Source organism: Erwinia tasmaniensis Et1/99 (assembly GCF_000026185.1).
Lineage (GTDB): Bacteria > Pseudomonadota > Gammaproteobacteria > Enterobacterales > Enterobacteriaceae > Erwinia > Erwinia tasmaniensis.
Map to the genome: position 1 here is coordinate 3,449,960 of NC_010694.1, position 17,722 is coordinate 3,467,681.

Below are 17,722 nucleotides of genomic sequence, written 5' to 3' on the forward strand. Positions count from 1 at the left end.
TTTCGTAACCGTTTACCGTAATGTGCGCCGATAACCCGTTCAGGCCGCATCCACCGCCACGCTCCTGCATCCCGCGTAAAGCGCCGCCTCTCCCTGAAATCAACAGGATTTAATCCTACTCATCTTCAGGCCCGCGGCCGGTCGCTTTTCCTCTCTTGCGCGTTTCCTGAATACCGTGCGTGACGCCGATGGTTTCCGCTCCGAAAGTAGAGTAATACGGCGTAGGGACGTTCTGTTTCCAGCCGCGCGTTTCATAGAACGTCATGGCGTAATCCCCATTTTTACCGGGCTTCAGCGCCAGATAATGGATCCACAGATCCCTTAGCTCCCCGCTGCTATCCTTTACCCGCACCTGAACACGCCTGCCGCGGGTATCGATCGCCAGCAGGGTGCTATCGCGATCGTTTTGCGCAGCGGCGTTATCGCGCAAGGTCAGTTGGCGAGTGGTCGGCTCCCCGTGACTGATCCCGGCACGGGCCACCGATCCCCATGAAAGCAGATAGTTGTCGTAGCGCTGCCACTTATCTTTATTTTTTTCAACGTCATGGGCACTATCCCATTCGTCAGGCAGTCTCTTCAGACGGCGGGCTTCCAGCGTCCTATCACTGCCGCGGTGCAGAGTGTCCTGCTGCACGACGAGATCCAACGCGTGCTGGCCGTGCAACGTGCCGCCAGAGCTATCCAACGTGCGGGTGTTCAGGCTCAACGTTTCGCCACTCTGCACCAGCCCCGCCTGATTCAGCACCACCAGCGCTGGGACGGCGCGCAAAGTGTCAGTATTAATGCGTAAATTATCGTTGGCCAGAATGCGCCCCCGCCGGTTATCGAGAGTGGTCAGCCCTGAGAGGGCCAGGGAACCTGCGCTTTGCAGGCGGCCTGCGCTATTGTCGACTTCGCGCGCGGTCACGACTCCCTGCGTGGTGCCAAACAGGATGCCACCGTCACCATTGTCGAGCCGATCGGCCTGAATATCGAATCCGGCCTGACTACTGAGGGTTCCCTGCCCGCGGTTATCGAACCGTGCCGCGTTGAGCGCGAGCATCCTGGTAGAAACCAGCTGGCCTGCCCGGTTATTCAGCCAGGGCGCATCGAACGTCAGCGTATCGCCGCTGTGTACCTTACCCTGATGATTATTTAGCCATCCGGCGCGATAAATACCGCTACCCTGGCTGTTCAGCGTGCCGAAAGCGTTGTCGAGCCGTGCCGCCGCCAGGCTCAGCCCGCGGTGGCTGCTGAAGACGCCCAAACGATTAGCCACCTGCCCTGCGGCAATCTGCTGATCGCCGTTGCTGCGTACCGCGCCACCGTCGTTATTCAGCAACTCAATAATGCTCAGCTTGAGTTGCTGTCGACCGTCCAGGACACCAGCGGTGTTGTGCAACGACCGCGCGTCAAGCTGTAATCCTTCCCCGCTTTGCACTCTGCCGTGGCGATTGTCCAGCTCCTGCTTAAAATCCAGCCGCATCGCCTTCTGGCTATACAACAGGCCGCCCTGCTGGTTATCCGCCCCTTGGGCCGCCACGGTGAGCCTGTCGCCGGACAGTAGCTGACCACCCCGGTTATTGAGATTGCCGCTGAAGCTCTCCCCGGTTGCGCCTTGCAGGTTCAGCGGTCCCGTGGCGCTCAGTTTTCCGCCGCGATTATCGGCGTCTGACATGATGCGAAGATGCAGAGCGCCAGCAGACTGCACGACGCCGTTGGCGTTATCCAGTACGGTTGCAGCGATCGCCGCATCGCGCTGGCTCTGGATGCGGCCCTCGCGATTGTTGAAATCGTCACTGACGGCGGTCCAGCTCCCCTGACTGCCAATGCGTCCCCGTGGATTAAAAATATGCTGCGCATGCAGGCTCTGTGAGCGTTTGCTGAAGATGCGGCCGCCGCCGTTATCCAGCTTCCCGGTGAAGTCCATATCCAGGCTGTCGAGCGCGTTAACGATGCCCTGTGCGTTATGCAGATCCGCGGCCCGCACGCGGGTACGTCCATTCCCGCTCAGCGTTCCCCCCCGATTATCCCAGTCGCCGGCCAACCGCAGCGAAAGCGCCTGCTGGCTTAACACCACGCCGCTCTGGCGGTTGCTTATCCCCCCGCCCTGTAAGGAGAGATCGCCTGCGCTTTGCAGCGAGCCGCCATCATTATCCAGCCTGCTGGCCGTGCTGCCCTGCCAGTTCAGATCCTGCAATGCGCCAATCCGCCCGCCCTGGTTACTGACATCACCCATACTGTTCAGGGTAAGTTCGCCACCAGATTGCAGCCTGCCACCGGCATTGTTGAAGCGACGGATAACCGCATTGACCCACCTGCCGCCCTGCGCGGCTCCGCCACGGTTATCCCAGTCACCATCGGTACGTACCACTAGCGCCTCACCCGCCTCAAGCAGCCCCTTCGTGTTATCCAGCGCCTGTTTCAATGACAGATTCAGCCCTCGCAGCGCAATGATTTTGCCCAGCATATTATCCAGCCGCTTTGCGGTTAGCTCCAGCCTTTCGCCACTGATTGCGCCGCTATGATTATCTGCCGGCCCGGAGGCTTGCAGCATCAGCCGCTCGCCGGACAGCAGCCTGCCTTCTTCATTATCTACGGCCCGCGCGATTATCGTCGCTACCCTTCCTCCCTGTATCGTGCCGCCACGATTATTGACTTGGCCCTCGGTGCGAATACTCATGGCCTCACCGGCAGCCAGCAGCCCTTGCGTATTATCCAGCCTCTGACGGGCGGAGAGGTTCAGGTCGCCCTGCCCCGTCAGCTCTCCCTGCGTATTATTGAGCCGCCGGGTAACGATTTGCAGCTGCCCGCCGTTGATGACGCCAGAGCCGTTATCAACGGCGCCCACGGCGTTTATTGTCAACCGATCTCCCGACAGCAGCGCTCCGCGAGCGTTATGAATATCGCCGCCAACGGTGAGATCCAGCGCTGACCGACCGCTAATGCTGCCATTCCGGTTATTCAGACTGCCAACGTCTAGCACCATGTCGCCGTTGCTGCCGATCGCCGCGCTACGATTATCTAACGCGCCGTTCAGGGTGAAACGGCTCTTTCCATCACCGTTATGAAACCAGATGGCCTGCTGGTTAAATAGACTGGTAGCACTGATATTCCACTGCCCGGCGGCGATCTGCGCGCGCTGCGCATCGACATCACCGGTCGTGTTAATGCTGAATTCCCGGCTGTTCACCGTCGCCTGGCGCAGCACCACGCCGCCCGACCGCGCGCTAATCGTGGCACGGTCGGCCACCAGCTGGCTTTGACTGATATCGACCCGTCTGCCGACCAAATCCACATCCTTGCGGCTCAACAGGTTGCCGCCAGCACGGACAGTTCCCCCGCTGGTCAGGCTCAAATTTGCCGCATGTATCAGCTGCCCTTTAGCATTGCTGCCGGACAGCACGTGTCCGTGACTGTGGATCGCGCGCTCGCCCTTCAGCCGCACTTCGCCTGCCGCCGACAGCGTACCGGACTGTTTCAGCTCACCGGTGCGGCTTTCGACAGCAAGCCGGCCGCCGCCGTGCAGCCTGCCGCGATACTCAATATTGTCTCTGGCGGCAAGGCTGACGTCACCGCCTGCCTGGGTCACCCCGTCCTTAACTGCTGATTGCCAGACGAGTTTCCCTTCGCTGCCCACGGTTAGCGTTTTGCCCGCCTGCACACGCCCTCCCTGGTTGCGTACCCCCACCCCGGTTTCAGTGCCAATCATACGGATATGACCGCTGTACATGCCGCCCATATGCCCCATATCTATCGCCAGATCCGGCGGTTTGCCGTCGGTCTCCTGGACGATAATCCGCTTCCCGTCTGCACTGATGTGATTGCGGCCCGCCACCAGGGTAAGCTCTTTTTTGGCCCAGATCCCGGCGTTGACCTCCACCGCTCGCGCCAGCACCTCGACATATTCGGTGTCATGCCGCGCATCGCCGTTCAGCCCATCGCCCTCAATACGCACCACGCCGCGTTCAACCGCATGTCCCGCCAGACCACCGTCGGCGTTCAGCTGCGGCTTGCCGGTTGTCAGCGTCATGCGCCCGGCATTAATGGTGCCGCAGCCGTTACACACCATTCCCGCCGGATTGGCGACAATCACCTGCGCACGGCTCCCTGCAACCTCCATCAAACCACGCAGCTGGCTCGGATTATTGTTGTTAACCTCATTGAGGATAACTTTTGCCCCAGTAGAAGTGAGATTGGGATTGCCCTGCACCATGCCGCCCAGCCTGGTTGAAGCCGTTACCGCCGAGTTATTAAGAACAATCCCTTGCTGGCCGACGTCGAACTGCCGGTACTGGTTATGCGATACGCCAGCCCGATTGGGGGCGGTGATATTAACCTGCGGCACCCCATTACGCGTGGCGATAACCTGTGGGCGCTGGCCGGATGCCGCCGCGCCGTCCGCCACAATGCCCTCGGCCACCGCCGGGCCGGTAAACAGCGCCAGCAGCCTTAGCAGACTGCGGATCGTCATCAACGGGCGCAGTGCGTACCGTTTTTCTTGATAAATGCAGCCAGAAGCCCGCCGCTCTTCGCGAACGCGGCTGAAGATAAGGCGATAACGGGGTTGACTCATGATGTTCATCCTTGAAAATTCGCTGTTATTTCAGCGTTAAGCGCCGGGCTTTGAACAAGCCGCCAGCATTACATTTCCATATTGACGCTGAAGCCCAGGGCAGCAGATGAGGTGTGAAATGACCGCGGCTTGGCCAATGGCGTGCCGGCAAACAGCTCGTAGCGGAGGCGGCCCCACAGCGCACCGCGCACGCCTAGCGCACTGCCCAACAGCTGATGTCCGGCCAGATAGCGGGTGCCCACCCCCTCAACGCGACCGTAATCGACAGCGGCGTAAATCTCGTGCCCGCGAGCCAACACATCCCATGCCAGCTCGTTACGCCAGAGTATTCCCATTTCACCCGACAGCATCTGCTCACCGTCAAAACCACGTACCGTGTAACGTCCGGCGATCGCCATGCGATCCTGTGGCGTCAGTGCATAAAGGCTCCACTGCCCGCGCAGGCTGGTGAAATAACGCCAGGGCTGCTGGTTCAGGGCAAAGGGCTGATTCAGACTAATATCGCCCAGCGCAATGCCGGTACGGGCGCTACCGCTGTGCACCTCCTCTTCAGGCGCACGGAGAGCGCCTAAGGCGGCAGTGCCCCGACGCCAGTTGAAGCGGGCCTCCAGCGAAGCAGAACCGAGGTAGCTGCGCTGGCTCAGGCCCAGCTCCCAGCCCGCGGTACGCCGCCGCTGCTGGGCAATATCCATATCATTGACTGCGTTCGTGGAATAACGCCGCCATACGCGCATAGTGAACGTGGTTTTGTGCTGCTGATTACGAAACAGCAGACGTGACAAAGTGAGCTGCACATTGTCACTCCTGCCCCGGTAGGTCAGCACCTCGGCGGCGTTGACGATATTCTGGTGATAGGTGTAGTGGTTGTAGTTGGCGGAAAAGCCCCAGTAGCCAACGGGGAAAAAGTAGTTCAGGGTATGAGAACGATTACCGAACGGGCTGTGCTGCAACAGATCCTTTCCGATGTTGGCATAAAAAAGATCGTTTTGCGCAAAGGGCGCATCAACCGCCAGCGTGGTGGAGCCGAGATAACGGCCGGTGCTCTTTGAACCGCTGTCATCCAGCCCCAGGCTAAGCCGCACCGGGCGGCCCTCTTTCCAGCTCAGGTACAGATCGCTGGTCGCCTCCTGCTGGCCTGGCACAATTTTAATATCGGCAGTGGCGCTGGGTACGCGGTTGAAATTCTCCAGAGCTTGTTCAATCGCCCGCAGGTTGAGTATTTCACCCGGCGAGAGCGGGATCGCATTCCACAGCCGCGCACGCCAGGAGACGGCATCCTCAAACTGGATATCGCCAATGCGACCGGGCTGAAGGGTCAACGTCAGTATCCCTTCAGTCAGGTCCTGCTCCTGCGCGGTCACTCTGGTGGTAACATAGCCTCTGGCGAGAACGGCATTTTGTACCTTATTGATAATCTGCAAGATATGTTCGCCGTTCAGGCAAAGACCTTTCTCCTCTTCGGCAGCCTCCAACGCCCACCGGAAACGAGCGGCAGAATCCCCCTCCAGGCGCAGGGTAGTGATGGTAACGCAAGAAGGCTCTGGAACAGGATAATCGGGCGATGCAATTTCAGGGCGTGCCGGTCGCGCATCACTTTCCGGGAGATTTCGCTGTAGCAAGGCACGCTCGCGCGTCTGTTGACGGTGCGGTTTCTGCGTGTCGAGGACGGCATCCTGCAAAATATCACTATCGGATATCATCGCGGCGACGGTCAGGGGAGAAAATATGAATAAAATGCCGTTAACGACGGGAATAACGATCGTCCGCCGTAATAGATGTAGTGGTTCAGCTATCAATTTGAAAATCCGTTTTCACAAGCGAAACTTAATGTAATTTTCAATAATTATCCATCCGATAAATTAAAAAGCAAGATAACAATAGTTATTTTGTATTCTTAGTAAAGGAATTGAAAAATCACCAAAGAAGGAAAGACCATTAATTTTTTCCGGCTATTACCGGTCAGGACAGACAGGCAAGCACCCGGATAATTTTTATAAAACGGCCAGAAAAAGGGCATCATTCGATGCTGCCCTGTACTTCAACAAGAGCAGCAGCACAGGGTTTTATTGGGATTGGACAATATGATAAGAGGGGATTTTTCTCGCCTGACTGTATTAATCGGAATAGGCTAAGACGCACGCCAGAAAATGATGCTTATCTCCACCGTTGAAAAATACCGCTGCCAGAGCTGGGTATTATCCTCTCTACTCATAATGAGACTTATCACGGCATTTATGAGAATTAAGTCTTAAAATTACCCGCACTTTATTTAATAAAAAAAAGCCTCCGACAAATCGGAGGCTTTTAATAAAACGATTAAAAATAGCTACCAGAGTATTTTTAGAACGGAATATCGTCGTCAAAGTCGATCGGCGGTTCATTATTAGCCGGTGCGTTGTTCTGCTGTGGCTGCTGCTGCGGACGTGCCTGCTGCTGCGCGCCGCCGCTAAACTGATTGCCGCCCTGCGGCTGCTGTGGCTGACCCCAGCCGTTATTGCTGCCGCCGTTCTGACCACCGGCCGATGCGCCGCCGCCCTGTGAACGTCCGCCCAGCATCTGCATAGTGCCGCCCACGTTGACCACAACTTCGGTGGTGTATTTCTCTACACCGGCCTGGTCTGTCCATTTACGCGTCTGCAAAGCGCCTTCGATATAAACCTGAGAGCCTTTACGCAGATACTCACCAGCCACCTCGGCCAGTTTGCCGAACAGGACGACGCGGTGCCACTCGGTTTTCTCTTTGGTTTCGCCGGTCTGCTTGTCACGCCAGCTTTCGGATGTGGCCAGAGTGATGTTGGCAACGGCGCCGCCATTCGGCATGTAGCGGACTTCCGGATCCTGACCCAGATTTCCGACTAAAATTACTTTGTTAACGCCTCTGCTGGCCATGTTACTGTCTCCGGTTAAGTGTTCTGTCTTAAGTCTACGCGCAAAATTCTAACATGGCATACCCTGATATCCTACATTTTGGAGATGCCTCGAAAATTGCTTCCTATCGTTACGTCACCACGGCGACGCAGATGGCATTCTTCATCAAAACACTGGTTATCCATTCAGGTTTTTTTGTGCCATACTAATTCGTTTCTTTCTGGCCGTGCCAGCCAGGCATGGTGAGGTTTGTGCTAATCCGGGGATTGTGAATGGATAACATCGAAGTACGGGGTGCCCGCACCCACAATTTGAAAAACATTAACCTGACCATTCCGCGCGATAAGCTGATCGTGGTTACCGGGCTGTCGGGTTCCGGCAAGTCTTCGCTGGCGTTTGACACGCTGTACGCCGAAGGACAACGCCGCTACGTGGAATCGCTTTCTGCCTATGCGCGTCAGTTCCTGTCGCTGATGGAAAAGCCGGATGTCGATCATATCGAAGGGCTGTCACCGGCGATTTCGATCGAGCAGAAATCCACCTCACACAACCCGCGTTCCACCGTCGGAACCATCACCGAAATTCACGATTATCTGCGCCTGCTGTTTGCCCGCGTTGGCGAACCGCGCTGTCCGGATCACGACGTCACGCTGGCGGCGCAAACCGTCAGCCAGATGGTCGATAACGTCCTGTCTCTGCCGGAAGGACGCCGCCTGATGCTGCTGGCCCCTATCGTAAAAGACCGCAAAGGCGAGCACAGCAAAACGCTGGAAAATCTCGCCAGCCAGGGCTATATCCGCGCCCGGATCGACGGTGAGGTGTGCGATCTGTCAGATCCGCCAAAGCTGGAGCTACAGAAAAAACATACCATCGAAGTGGTGGTGGATCGCTTCAAGGTACGTGACGACCTGACCCAGCGCCTGGCGGAATCCTTTGAAACCGCGCTGGAACTCTCCGGCGGCAGCGCCGTGGTTGCTGATATGGACGACGCCAGCATCGAAGAGCTGCTGTTTTCGGCCAACTTCGCCTGCCCGATCTGTGGTTACAGTATGAACGAGCTGGAACCGCGCCTGTTCTCCTTTAACAATCCGGCGGGTGCCTGCCCAACCTGTGACGGGCTGGGCGTACAGCAATATTTCGATCCCGACCGCGTGGTGCAGAATCCTGAGTTATCGCTGTCTGGCGGCGCTATTCGCGGCTGGGATCGCCGTAATTTCTACTATTTCCAGATGCTACGCTCGCTGGCCGAACACCTGGAATTCGATATCGAAGCACCGTTTAACAGCCTTGACGACCGCACGCGCAAGGTGATTCTGTTCGGATCGGGCAAAGAGAATATCGAATTCAAATACGTTAACGATCGTGGCGATACTTCAGTTCGCCGTCATCCGTTTGAAGGTGTACTGCACAATATGGAGCGCCGCTACAAAGAGACCGAATCCTCTGCGGTGCGCGAAGAGCTGGCGAAATACATCAGCAACCGCTCCTGTACCAGCTGTCACGGCACGCGCCTGCGCCGTGAAGCACGTCATGTTTTTGTTGAGAACACCACGCTGCCGACCATCTCTGACATGAGCATCGGCCACGCGATGGCGTTCTTCCAGAATATGAAGCTGAGCGGTCAGCGCGCTAAAATCGCCGAAAAAGTGCTGAAAGAGATCGGCGATCGGCTGAAATTCCTGGTTAACGTGGGCCTTAACTATCTCTCTATGTCACGCTCTGCGGAGACACTATCCGGCGGTGAAGCGCAGCGCATTCGTCTGGCCAGTCAGATCGGTGCAGGTCTGGTCGGCGTGATGTACGTGCTGGATGAGCCTTCCATTGGCCTGCATCAGCGCGACAACGAGCGTCTGCTGGAAACCCTTGTCCACCTGCGCAATCTCGGCAATACCGTGATCGTGGTAGAGCACGATGAAGATGCGATCCGCGCCGCTGACCACGTTATTGATATCGGTCCCGGTGCCGGGGTGCATGGTGGCCAGATTGTTGCCGAAGGAACGGTTGACGACATTATGGCGGTCGAAGGATCGCTGACCGGGCAGTTCCTGAGCGGCAAGCGCGGCATTGCCATCCCCGAGCAGCGTGTAAAAGGCGACCCGGCGAAGGTGCTGAAGCTTAGCGGTGCCAGTGGCAACAACCTGAAGGATGTGACCCTGACGCTGCCGGTCGGACTGTTTACCTGTATTACCGGCGTGTCGGGTTCCGGTAAGTCTACGCTGATCAATGACACCCTGTTCCCGATTGCCCAGCGTCAGTTAAACGGCGCGACCATTGCGGAAGCCGCACCTTATCGCGCCATTAGCGGCATGGAGCATTTCGATAAGGTCATCGATATCGATCAAAGCCCGATTGGCCGTACGCCACGCTCTAACCCGGCGACCTATACCGGTATTTTCACTCCGGTGCGTGAGCTGTTTGCTGGCGTGCCAGAGTCCCGAACCCGTGGCTATACGCCGGGTCGTTTCAGCTTCAACGTGCGCGGCGGTCGTTGTGAGGCCTGTCAGGGTGACGGCGTTATCAAGGTAGAAATGCACTTCCTGCCGGATGTTTATGTTCCCTGCGATCAGTGTAGGGGCAAGCGTTACAACCGCGAAACGCTGGAAGTGAAGTACAAGGGTAAAAGCATTCACGAAGTGCTGGAGATGACCATTGAAGAAGCGCGTGAGTTCTTCGACGCCGTACCGGCGCTGGCGCGTAAGCTGCAAACGCTGATGGATGTTGGCCTGTCTTATATTCGTCTTGGCCAGTCGGCAACCACGCTGTCCGGCGGTGAAGCACAGCGCGTTAAGCTGGCCCGTGAGCTGTCAAAACGCGGCACTGGCCAGACGCTGTACATCCTGGATGAGCCCACTACCGGGCTGCACTTTGCCGATATACAGCAGCTGCTGACGGTGCTGCATCAGCTGCGCGACCAGGGCAACACCATCGTGGTTATTGAGCACAATCTTGACGTGATCAAAACCGCCGACTGGATTGTTGACCTCGGCCCAGAGGGGGGCAGCGGCGGCGGTGAGATCCTGGTATCCGGCACGCCGGAGACTGTTGCACAGTGTGAGCGTTCACACACTGCACGCTTCTTGAAACCACTGCTAGAAAAGTAATCATAACGCGACGGGACACATCTCGTACGGTGCAGAGCTTTATGGCCGGGCAACGCCCGGCCTTTTTACGTAAAGAGTTTCTTCCGCTATTTGCAGCGCTTTTCTTACATAAACCACAAATTCTTGCAGGATCAGGCAAGACTTAGCGAGTTTTGCACATACCCCGATCGCCATTCCCTGACTATGCTTATTCTTTGCCACGTTGTGGAAAAGGATGCTTTTCTCCATCGGCTCCCGCAATCAAGGCCGCCGTGCCCTGTCATCAACAACTGGAGACACCAATGAATATTACGCATGCTTACGCTGCCCAGGACGCAAAATCTCCGCTGGCTCCTTTTGACTACCAGCCCCGAGAACTGCGCGAACATGACGTACAGATTGAAGTACTGTATTGCGGCGTCTGCCACTCGGACCTGCATCAGGCTCGTGACGAATGGCACAACACCGTCTTCCCGGTGGTACCAGGCCATGAAATTGTGGGCCGCGTAACGGCTGTAGGTGCCCATGGTCACAAGTATAAGGTCGGTGACCTTGTGGGTGTAGGCTGTATGGTTGATTCCTGTCGTACCTGCGACAGCTGTAAAGATGACCTCGAACAGTATTGTGAAGAAGGCTTTGTCGGCACCTATAACGGCAAGGATCGCACCACCGGCGATGTCACCTTCGGTGGCTATGCCACCCAGGTCGTGGTACATGAAGACTTTGTACTGCGCGTTCCAGAAAACCTCGATCCCGCTGGCGCTGCCCCGCTGTTGTGTGCCGGTATCACAACCTTTTCCCCGCTGCACCACTGGGGTGTTGGCCCGGGGAAAAAAGTTGGCATCGTGGGGCTGGGTGGTCTCGGACACATGGGCGTGAAAATCGCACATGCCATGGGCGCTCATGTCGTTCTGTTCACCACATCAGCATCAAAAGTCGAGGACGGTAAACGCCTTGGGGCAGATGAAGTGGTGATCTCTAAAGATGCCGACCAGATGGCGCAACATACCAACAGCTTCGACTTCATTTTGAATACCGTTGCCGCTCAGCACGACCTGAACCCGTTTATCAACCTGCTGCGCCGCGATGGCACCATGACGCTGGTTGGCGTGCCTGAACATGACCATCCATCTCCACAGGTGTTCAACCTGGTCTTCAAACGCCGCAGTTTAGCAGGTTCACTGATCGGCGGGATCAAAGAAACCCAGGAGATGCTGGATTTCTGCGGGAAGCATAATATCACCTCAGATATTGAGATGATAAAGATCGACCAGGTCAACGATGCGTACGAACGTATGCTGAAAAGCGACGTGAAGTACCGTTTCGTGATCGATATCGATTCCCTGCGGGCGTAATCCTCTCACGGCAGCGCAGAAAACTGCGCTGCACCTAAAGCATTTCTCTTTACTGATATCCTCTTCACTCTGTATTTGCTTCCCTGAATTAATTTTTCCTAACCCTAATTATGGTAAAAAGGCTGATCTGCATTTTGCCAAATTTTAACGTATAATATCGCCATTACGATCCTCACGATGTCATCCCGAAAAAAATAGATAAAAATCCAGATATAATAGACAAAGTAATAGTGATATCAGGATAGCCAGCGTAAACATGACTTTGATCGTAGATAACGAGCCGTGGCGACAAAGCAGAAGCCTTAGCCGTAATGGAATTTTTTTTATAAATGGATTCTTTACGATGACTGAATGATATTCCGTCACATCGTTTTTTTCATTTCCTGCCCGGACCACAAAAGATAACGTGCATGAACTGCGATAAAAAATTCTTGAACTCAATAAATATAATTAAACCATCAACAGAAAACCGCAGTTTTTTACCGATCCCTCTAAATTCCCTCCTCGCATTAATTGTAATTAATTGTTTCACAAGATATTCTCCGCGTAATGCGGTGTTGTATTTTAATAGAGATACAGATATCAGCATATTTTAACTTCATCATGAAAAAAATAGGTTTTTTTGTAAACCAGGTAAAAAAAGGCATATTTACTCCGATCAATAAACATTATTATGATTGTCGAAACCTATTGATATTAGGCTTTTGATCGTTTTTGACCAACTCTATATTTTATGTACAATTGCGTCGGTGAATATTATGGATACCTGCCTACGATATTTTCTGACGCGTTAGATATGTATTGAATGAGGGTGAACCTGACAACGCTAATAGCGAACTTATCTTTGCTACCATGGGAATACTTCTTGCCGTACTGACTCATAGAGTCGCCTTTGAATAATATGGATAAAATAATAATAACAGCGTTACCAGGAGATGGAGCATATGATAAGCGGATACGCTTTTTTTAGGGAAAAAGATGACCCACTTTTTGCAGTGGATAATGCAAGAATAAATCAAACCTGTTTTAAGCCAGGTCCTGTCTTCACGTGTAAAACGTCTGGCTATTTCTCTTTTCACCTCTGCATTATTTATGCGCTAATGTCATTATTAGCTTCATGCTATCGCCCTGATAAAACTACTGAGTTAATGTTGGCTATCACATGCCTGATGCCTTCTTGGCTATTTGTGGAGGGTAACTCCTTATACATACCCTCTGCATCTATTCATATCCATAATATTATCTGGAAGCTAAGTCACCTTCTGCGTAGTTGTCAATTAAATGCTCTCAGCCTGCCCCCGGATAAAACCCTTAAAAAACCCCTGATGATTTGTATTCAAAGACATCACTTTTGCTTATTTAACACCTTAGTCAAAAAGATACGTCCATCGCTACGTCTGAAGAATAAATAGGGTGAGATCATTTGGCTGATACCAGCCTGAAACACCCTCACCTTTCGAGTGATAAACGGTTACCTGAATATTTAATTAAGCCTGCCAGCATTTACTTGCCATCTGACGGTGGCCTTTCTATGGAGTCTATTTATGAAAATAAAACACCAGCAGCCCGTCCCCCTACGCATAAAGCTATTTGCCTGGGTAAATATTGGCGTGCAGTCCGCTTTTCCATTGACAATGGCGTTTACGCCAGCGATGGCAGGAGGCATTGACCGCCATATTGTCGAGACGACGAAGAAGCATCCCCCCAAGACACGGATATATATCTTGTCTCCCGGTGAAACCTCCGTGTCGGTGGCAAAAAAATTCCACCTAACCCCGGAAGCACTGCGCAAGCTAAACCAGCGGCGTACCTTCACGTACGGCTTTGATAACCTGCAGCCCGGCGATAAGCTGAACGTGCCGGCAATAAAGCTTGATGATGAACCCGATGTGCCGGCAGCCAGACTCGACAATAAAGCCAATTTGCCGGCAGCCAGGCTCGACAATAAACCCGATGTGCCGGCAATAATTTGGGGTCAGGAAGGATCCGCTGCGTCAGCCCTGGGCGACGATGCAGGAGCCAGGAAAATGGCTGATGTGGCCTCCAGGGCGGGAGCCTTTCTGTCAGACAATCCAAATGGGGACGCGGCTTTGTCCCTGGCTCGTGGTGAGGTCACCGCCGAGGCCAGCGGGCAGCTCCAGCAATGGCTAAACCAGTTCGGCACGGCTCGCGTTCAGTTGGATGCCGATGAGCACTTCTCATTCAAGAACTCTCAGTTTGATCTACTCGCCCCTCTTTACGAGCAAAAAGACAGCCTTATCTTCACGCAGGGCAGCCTGCACCGTACCGATGACAGAACCCAGGTTAACCTCGGATTCGGGCTGCGTTATTTTGCACCCTCTTACATGCTTGGTGGCAATATCTTCGGTGACTACGATCTGTCGCGCGCCCATAGCCGCACGGGGATAGGTATGGAGTACTGGCGCGATTTCCTGAAGCTGTCCGCCAACGGCTATTTGCGCCTAAGCGACTGGAATAACTCATCAGATTTCAAGGACTATCAGGAGCGCCCGGCCAACGGCTGGGACATCCGAGCGCAGGCCTGGTTGCCATCGTTGCCCCAGCTGGGCGGCAAGCTAACCTATGAGCAGTATTACGGTAGAGGGGTTGCTCTGTTCGGCAAGGAAAACCTGCAGCAGGATCCACGCGCCATCACGGCCGGCGTGAACTTCACTCCGTTCCCGCTGTTGACGCTAAACGCTGAGCATCGCCAGGGAGCGTCAGGGAAAAATGACAAGCGGCTAGGCGTCGACTTCAGCTATCAGCTGGGCATGCCGTGGCAGCAGCAGATAAATCCGCAGGCGGTAGCCACAATGCGCAGCCTGGCGGGAAGCCGTTACGACCTGGTAGAGCGCAACAATCATATTCTGCTGCAATATCGAAAAAAAGAGGTGATACGTCTGCATACGGTAGGCAGGGTGACCGGCTATGCCGGGGAAAGGAAGTCGCTGGGCGTATCGGTTAACAGCAGTTACGGTCTGGAACGCATCGATTGGTCGGCATCTTCACTGCTGGCTGCCGGGGGCAAACTGGTACGCGAAAATGAGGGTTCCTGGAGCGTGATACTGCCGGAACATAAGCCCGGCGAGGCTAACTCCTGGACAATCACCGGCGTGGCGGTAGACAAAAAAGGGAACGTTTCTACCGGGGCCGACACGCAGGTGACGGTGGCGCAGGCGGCCATTGATGCCAGCATGAGCCCTGTGACTCCGGAAAAAATAACGCTCCCGGCAGACGGGAAAACGCAGCAGCTGCTGCTCCTCAAGATTAACGATCGCGATGGCAAACCGGTTGATATTGCGGAAAGTGAGATCAGCGTTCTGCGTGAAGCAAAACTTCGTACCGCTGGCAGCACCACAATAACCGCATTCAGCCGTAGTGCAGCCGGGGAATATGTAGCCACGCTGACCGCCGGCACGCTGCCTGAATCCTTCACCCTGATCCCTACGGCGCGCAACGTTCGTTTTGCGCCCATTAGCGTGGAACTGACGGCGAACGATAATACGATCGTGGTTAAAGATGCCATCAGCGCCACGCCGACTTCTGCCGTTGCAGGAGACACGGTGACCTATAGCGCCGTGTTGACGGATAAGCAGGGCAACCCGCAGGGTGCCGGTATCCCGGTGGACTGGATCGCCAATGAGGGCAGCACCTTAGGTGCGCAGACCAGCAGCAGTGACGAAACCGGCACTGTCGCTGTGACCCTGACGCGCGCACAGCCCGGTACGGCAAAAGTCAGTCTTATCTTACCTTCAGGCAAGTATTCCGCGCCGGACGTCGAGTTCAGAGCGGGCGTTCCTGATGAAAGCCGTTCTGAACTTATCCTGACACCCGCCGTTATCGAGGCCGTGAAAGAGCCTGCAATGCTGACGCTGATCTTACGAGATAAAAATGGCAATACGCTGTCCGGTAACACGGTGCGCGGCGTAAGCGATAACAGCCTGGTCACCATCAGTAACGGCGAGGAAATCGCGAACAAGCCCGGCAACTACGGTATGACGGTCACCGCCAGCAAAGCGGGCAAGGCCATACTGTCAGTCACGGTCAACGGTAAACCTTTCGGTCAGCTCAAAACGCTGTTAACGATAACCGGCGGAACCACCACACCGGAACTGGGCTTTGCCACTGCACAGCACAACGTAACCTGGACCAAAAATTTCAGTGACTCGCAGGCGGTGAGTGGCGTGCCTGAAGGGGTTGAACAGCAGTGGTCAAGTTCAGATAACAGCGTAGCAACGGTGAATGAAGTCGGTAAGGTGACTTTACTGAAATCGGGCCAAACGACCATCACGGTGAAAACATCAGGGAATGACCAGTACGATCCGGCGGAGGCAAGCTATCAGCTGAAGATTGACAAAGCGGACCCACAGCTGCAAGCAGGGGATGGCGAACCGATTACGGCCGAATGGGCCGACGGTAAGGTCTGGAGTATCGCGTCTAAATTCGGCAATATCGACGCGGAAAATAGCCTGACAGCAACCTATACCAGTGAAAACACCGGGATCGTGACGGTGGCAGGTAATGGAGAATTGCAGGCCGTTAAACCCGGCAGCACCCGCTTAACGGTAAGTACACCGGAGACCGACCAGTTTAAGCCCGCCTCTGTTGAAGTGGCCTACCAGCTGGATAAAAGAACGGTCGATGTCAGCTTTAAAGCGGCTGTCATCAAAACAACGGATGAAGAGGAGTTCACGCTGCAATTACCCGAAAATGCGCTCCCGTCCGATGCCATTTTCACATGGGAGTCTGCCGATAAGAAAGTGCTCGATATATCCAGCTCAGGGATCGTGCAGGGTAAAGTCAGTAAGGGTAAGACCCGATTAACGCTCAGCATTACTGCTAATGACTATTATTCTGCAAGTTCAAATTATTATGATATGTGGATTTACAGCAAGCCCTCCGTCAGCATAGGGAAGGTCACCTATATCAGCAAAGGTGTGATGGCAGATAAGGGAGTTTGGACGCCTGTATTTACCGATGACAAGTTTTCTGTCACCTGGAGTACAGAGAGTTCGGATGAATTGAGCAAGGCCAAATTCGTCGCCATCTATCTGAAAGACAGTAGCGGAAAGGCTCTTGCACAGAAATTAGTAGATTCTCCTGCGGGAACTGTGACGACCACATTCGAGCCGAAACCTCGGTTCTGGAATGAAAGTCTGCATGTAGAGCTAGTTGCACAAGGGTTTGATAAACTGACCAACAGCGAAAAATCTCCAGGAATAAATGTTAAGAACCTGCCACCAAACAAGATTTGGGAAACATTCACCGTGAGGTCTAAAGCTTTAATTCGTTCAGACAACGGTAACGAATCAACATGCCGTGAAATCGCAGGGCCAGCCGGGAAAGAACACTGGATTGATGCCATTGTTGATGGGGGTCAGGTGAATTTTAACGGTAAGACATTAATATCACCGATGACTATTACCGGGCTGACGGACGGAGAGCAAAATGGCCATTATCGCAACGGCCAATTCCCACTCACCCAACGCAATATCTATTCAGACCTGTCCGTTAATTTTGGTACCAAACAGATTGCCCGAGAATGCTGGAAAGGTCACGATGGTAGTTATTTCATCGGGGCGAAAGTGAACTATAACGGTGAAAACTTTGAATATTGGATGGTTGACCCTCATAACTGGACTGGGAAAGGAGTCGGAACAAATAAGTATTATCTTGACACAGTGACCAAGGAGAGGAATCGAGCTGCCATAAACGGTTCATAATCAGTGGTACATTTAGGTCTTATGCTTACATTATAACGCCTTTGCAGTGAGCGCTTTATAGCGGCGAATTTCGCCACAACGCGCCCCGTTATCGATAAAAAGACAAAACACGGGAGGGTCGGGTAAAACGGCTCTCCCGCT

7 protein-coding genes are annotated in these 17,722 nt (G+C 54.3%); 3 read left to right on the forward strand and 4 right to left on the reverse strand.

Translation table 11 applies throughout. The features are described from left to right. Positions 1-115: 115 nt before the first annotated feature. The 3 genes from ETA_RS16610 to ETA_RS16620 all read right to left on the reverse strand — a co-directional run bounded on the left by ETA_RS16610 (position 116) and on the right by ETA_RS16620 (position 7,444). Entirely contained in the window at positions 116-4,555 is a 4,440-nt protein-coding gene (locus ETA_RS16610; protein ID WP_012442779.1) for a two-partner secretion domain-containing protein, read from the reverse strand. A 68-nt stretch (positions 4,556-4,623) separates the two neighbouring features. Next, on the reverse strand, positions 4,624-6,309 hold the full coding sequence (locus tag ETA_RS16615; protein ID WP_083772866.1) for a ShlB/FhaC/HecB family hemolysin secretion/activation protein: 1,686 nt from the start codon (positions 6,307-6,309) through the stop codon (positions 4,624-4,626). A gap of 586 nt (positions 6,310-6,895) precedes the next feature. Beyond that, complete coding sequence (locus ETA_RS16620) at positions 6,896-7,444, reverse strand: single-stranded DNA-binding protein (protein WP_012442781.1); 549 nt, start codon at positions 7,442-7,444, stop codon at positions 6,896-6,898. 251 nt (positions 7,445-7,695) lie between these two features. On the opposite strand from ETA_RS16620, the gene uvrA reads away from it, so the two are divergent. After that, the gene (uvrA, locus tag ETA_RS16625; RefSeq protein WP_012442782.1) at positions 7,696-10,524 is read left to right on the forward strand and encodes an excinuclease ABC subunit UvrA; all 2,829 of its coding nucleotides are present in this window, start codon (positions 7,696-7,698) and stop codon (positions 10,522-10,524) included. Positions 10,525-10,563: 39 nt separating this feature from the next. On the opposite strand, the gene ETA_RS16630 is transcribed toward uvrA, so the two are convergent. Further along, positions 10,564-10,752, reverse strand: a complete 189-nt coding sequence (locus ETA_RS16630) for a hypothetical protein (protein WP_042959178.1) — start codon at positions 10,750-10,752, stop codon at positions 10,564-10,566. Positions 10,753-10,805: 53 nt separating this feature from the next. Here ETA_RS16630 and ETA_RS16635 point away from each other — a divergent pair, with 53 nt between their 5' ends. Together ETA_RS16635 and ETA_RS16645 are read left to right on the forward strand one after the other, a co-directional pair. Then, entirely contained in the window at positions 10,806-11,858 is a 1,053-nt protein-coding gene (locus ETA_RS16635; protein WP_012442783.1) for an NAD(P)-dependent alcohol dehydrogenase, read from the forward strand. Between the two features lie 1,544 nt (positions 11,859-13,402). Continuing rightward, positions 13,403-17,581, forward strand: coding sequence for an inverse autotransporter beta domain-containing protein (locus ETA_RS16645; RefSeq protein ID WP_049778768.1), 4,179 nt, complete (start codon positions 13,403-13,405; stop codon positions 17,579-17,581). Positions 17,582-17,722 lie beyond the last annotated feature (141 nt).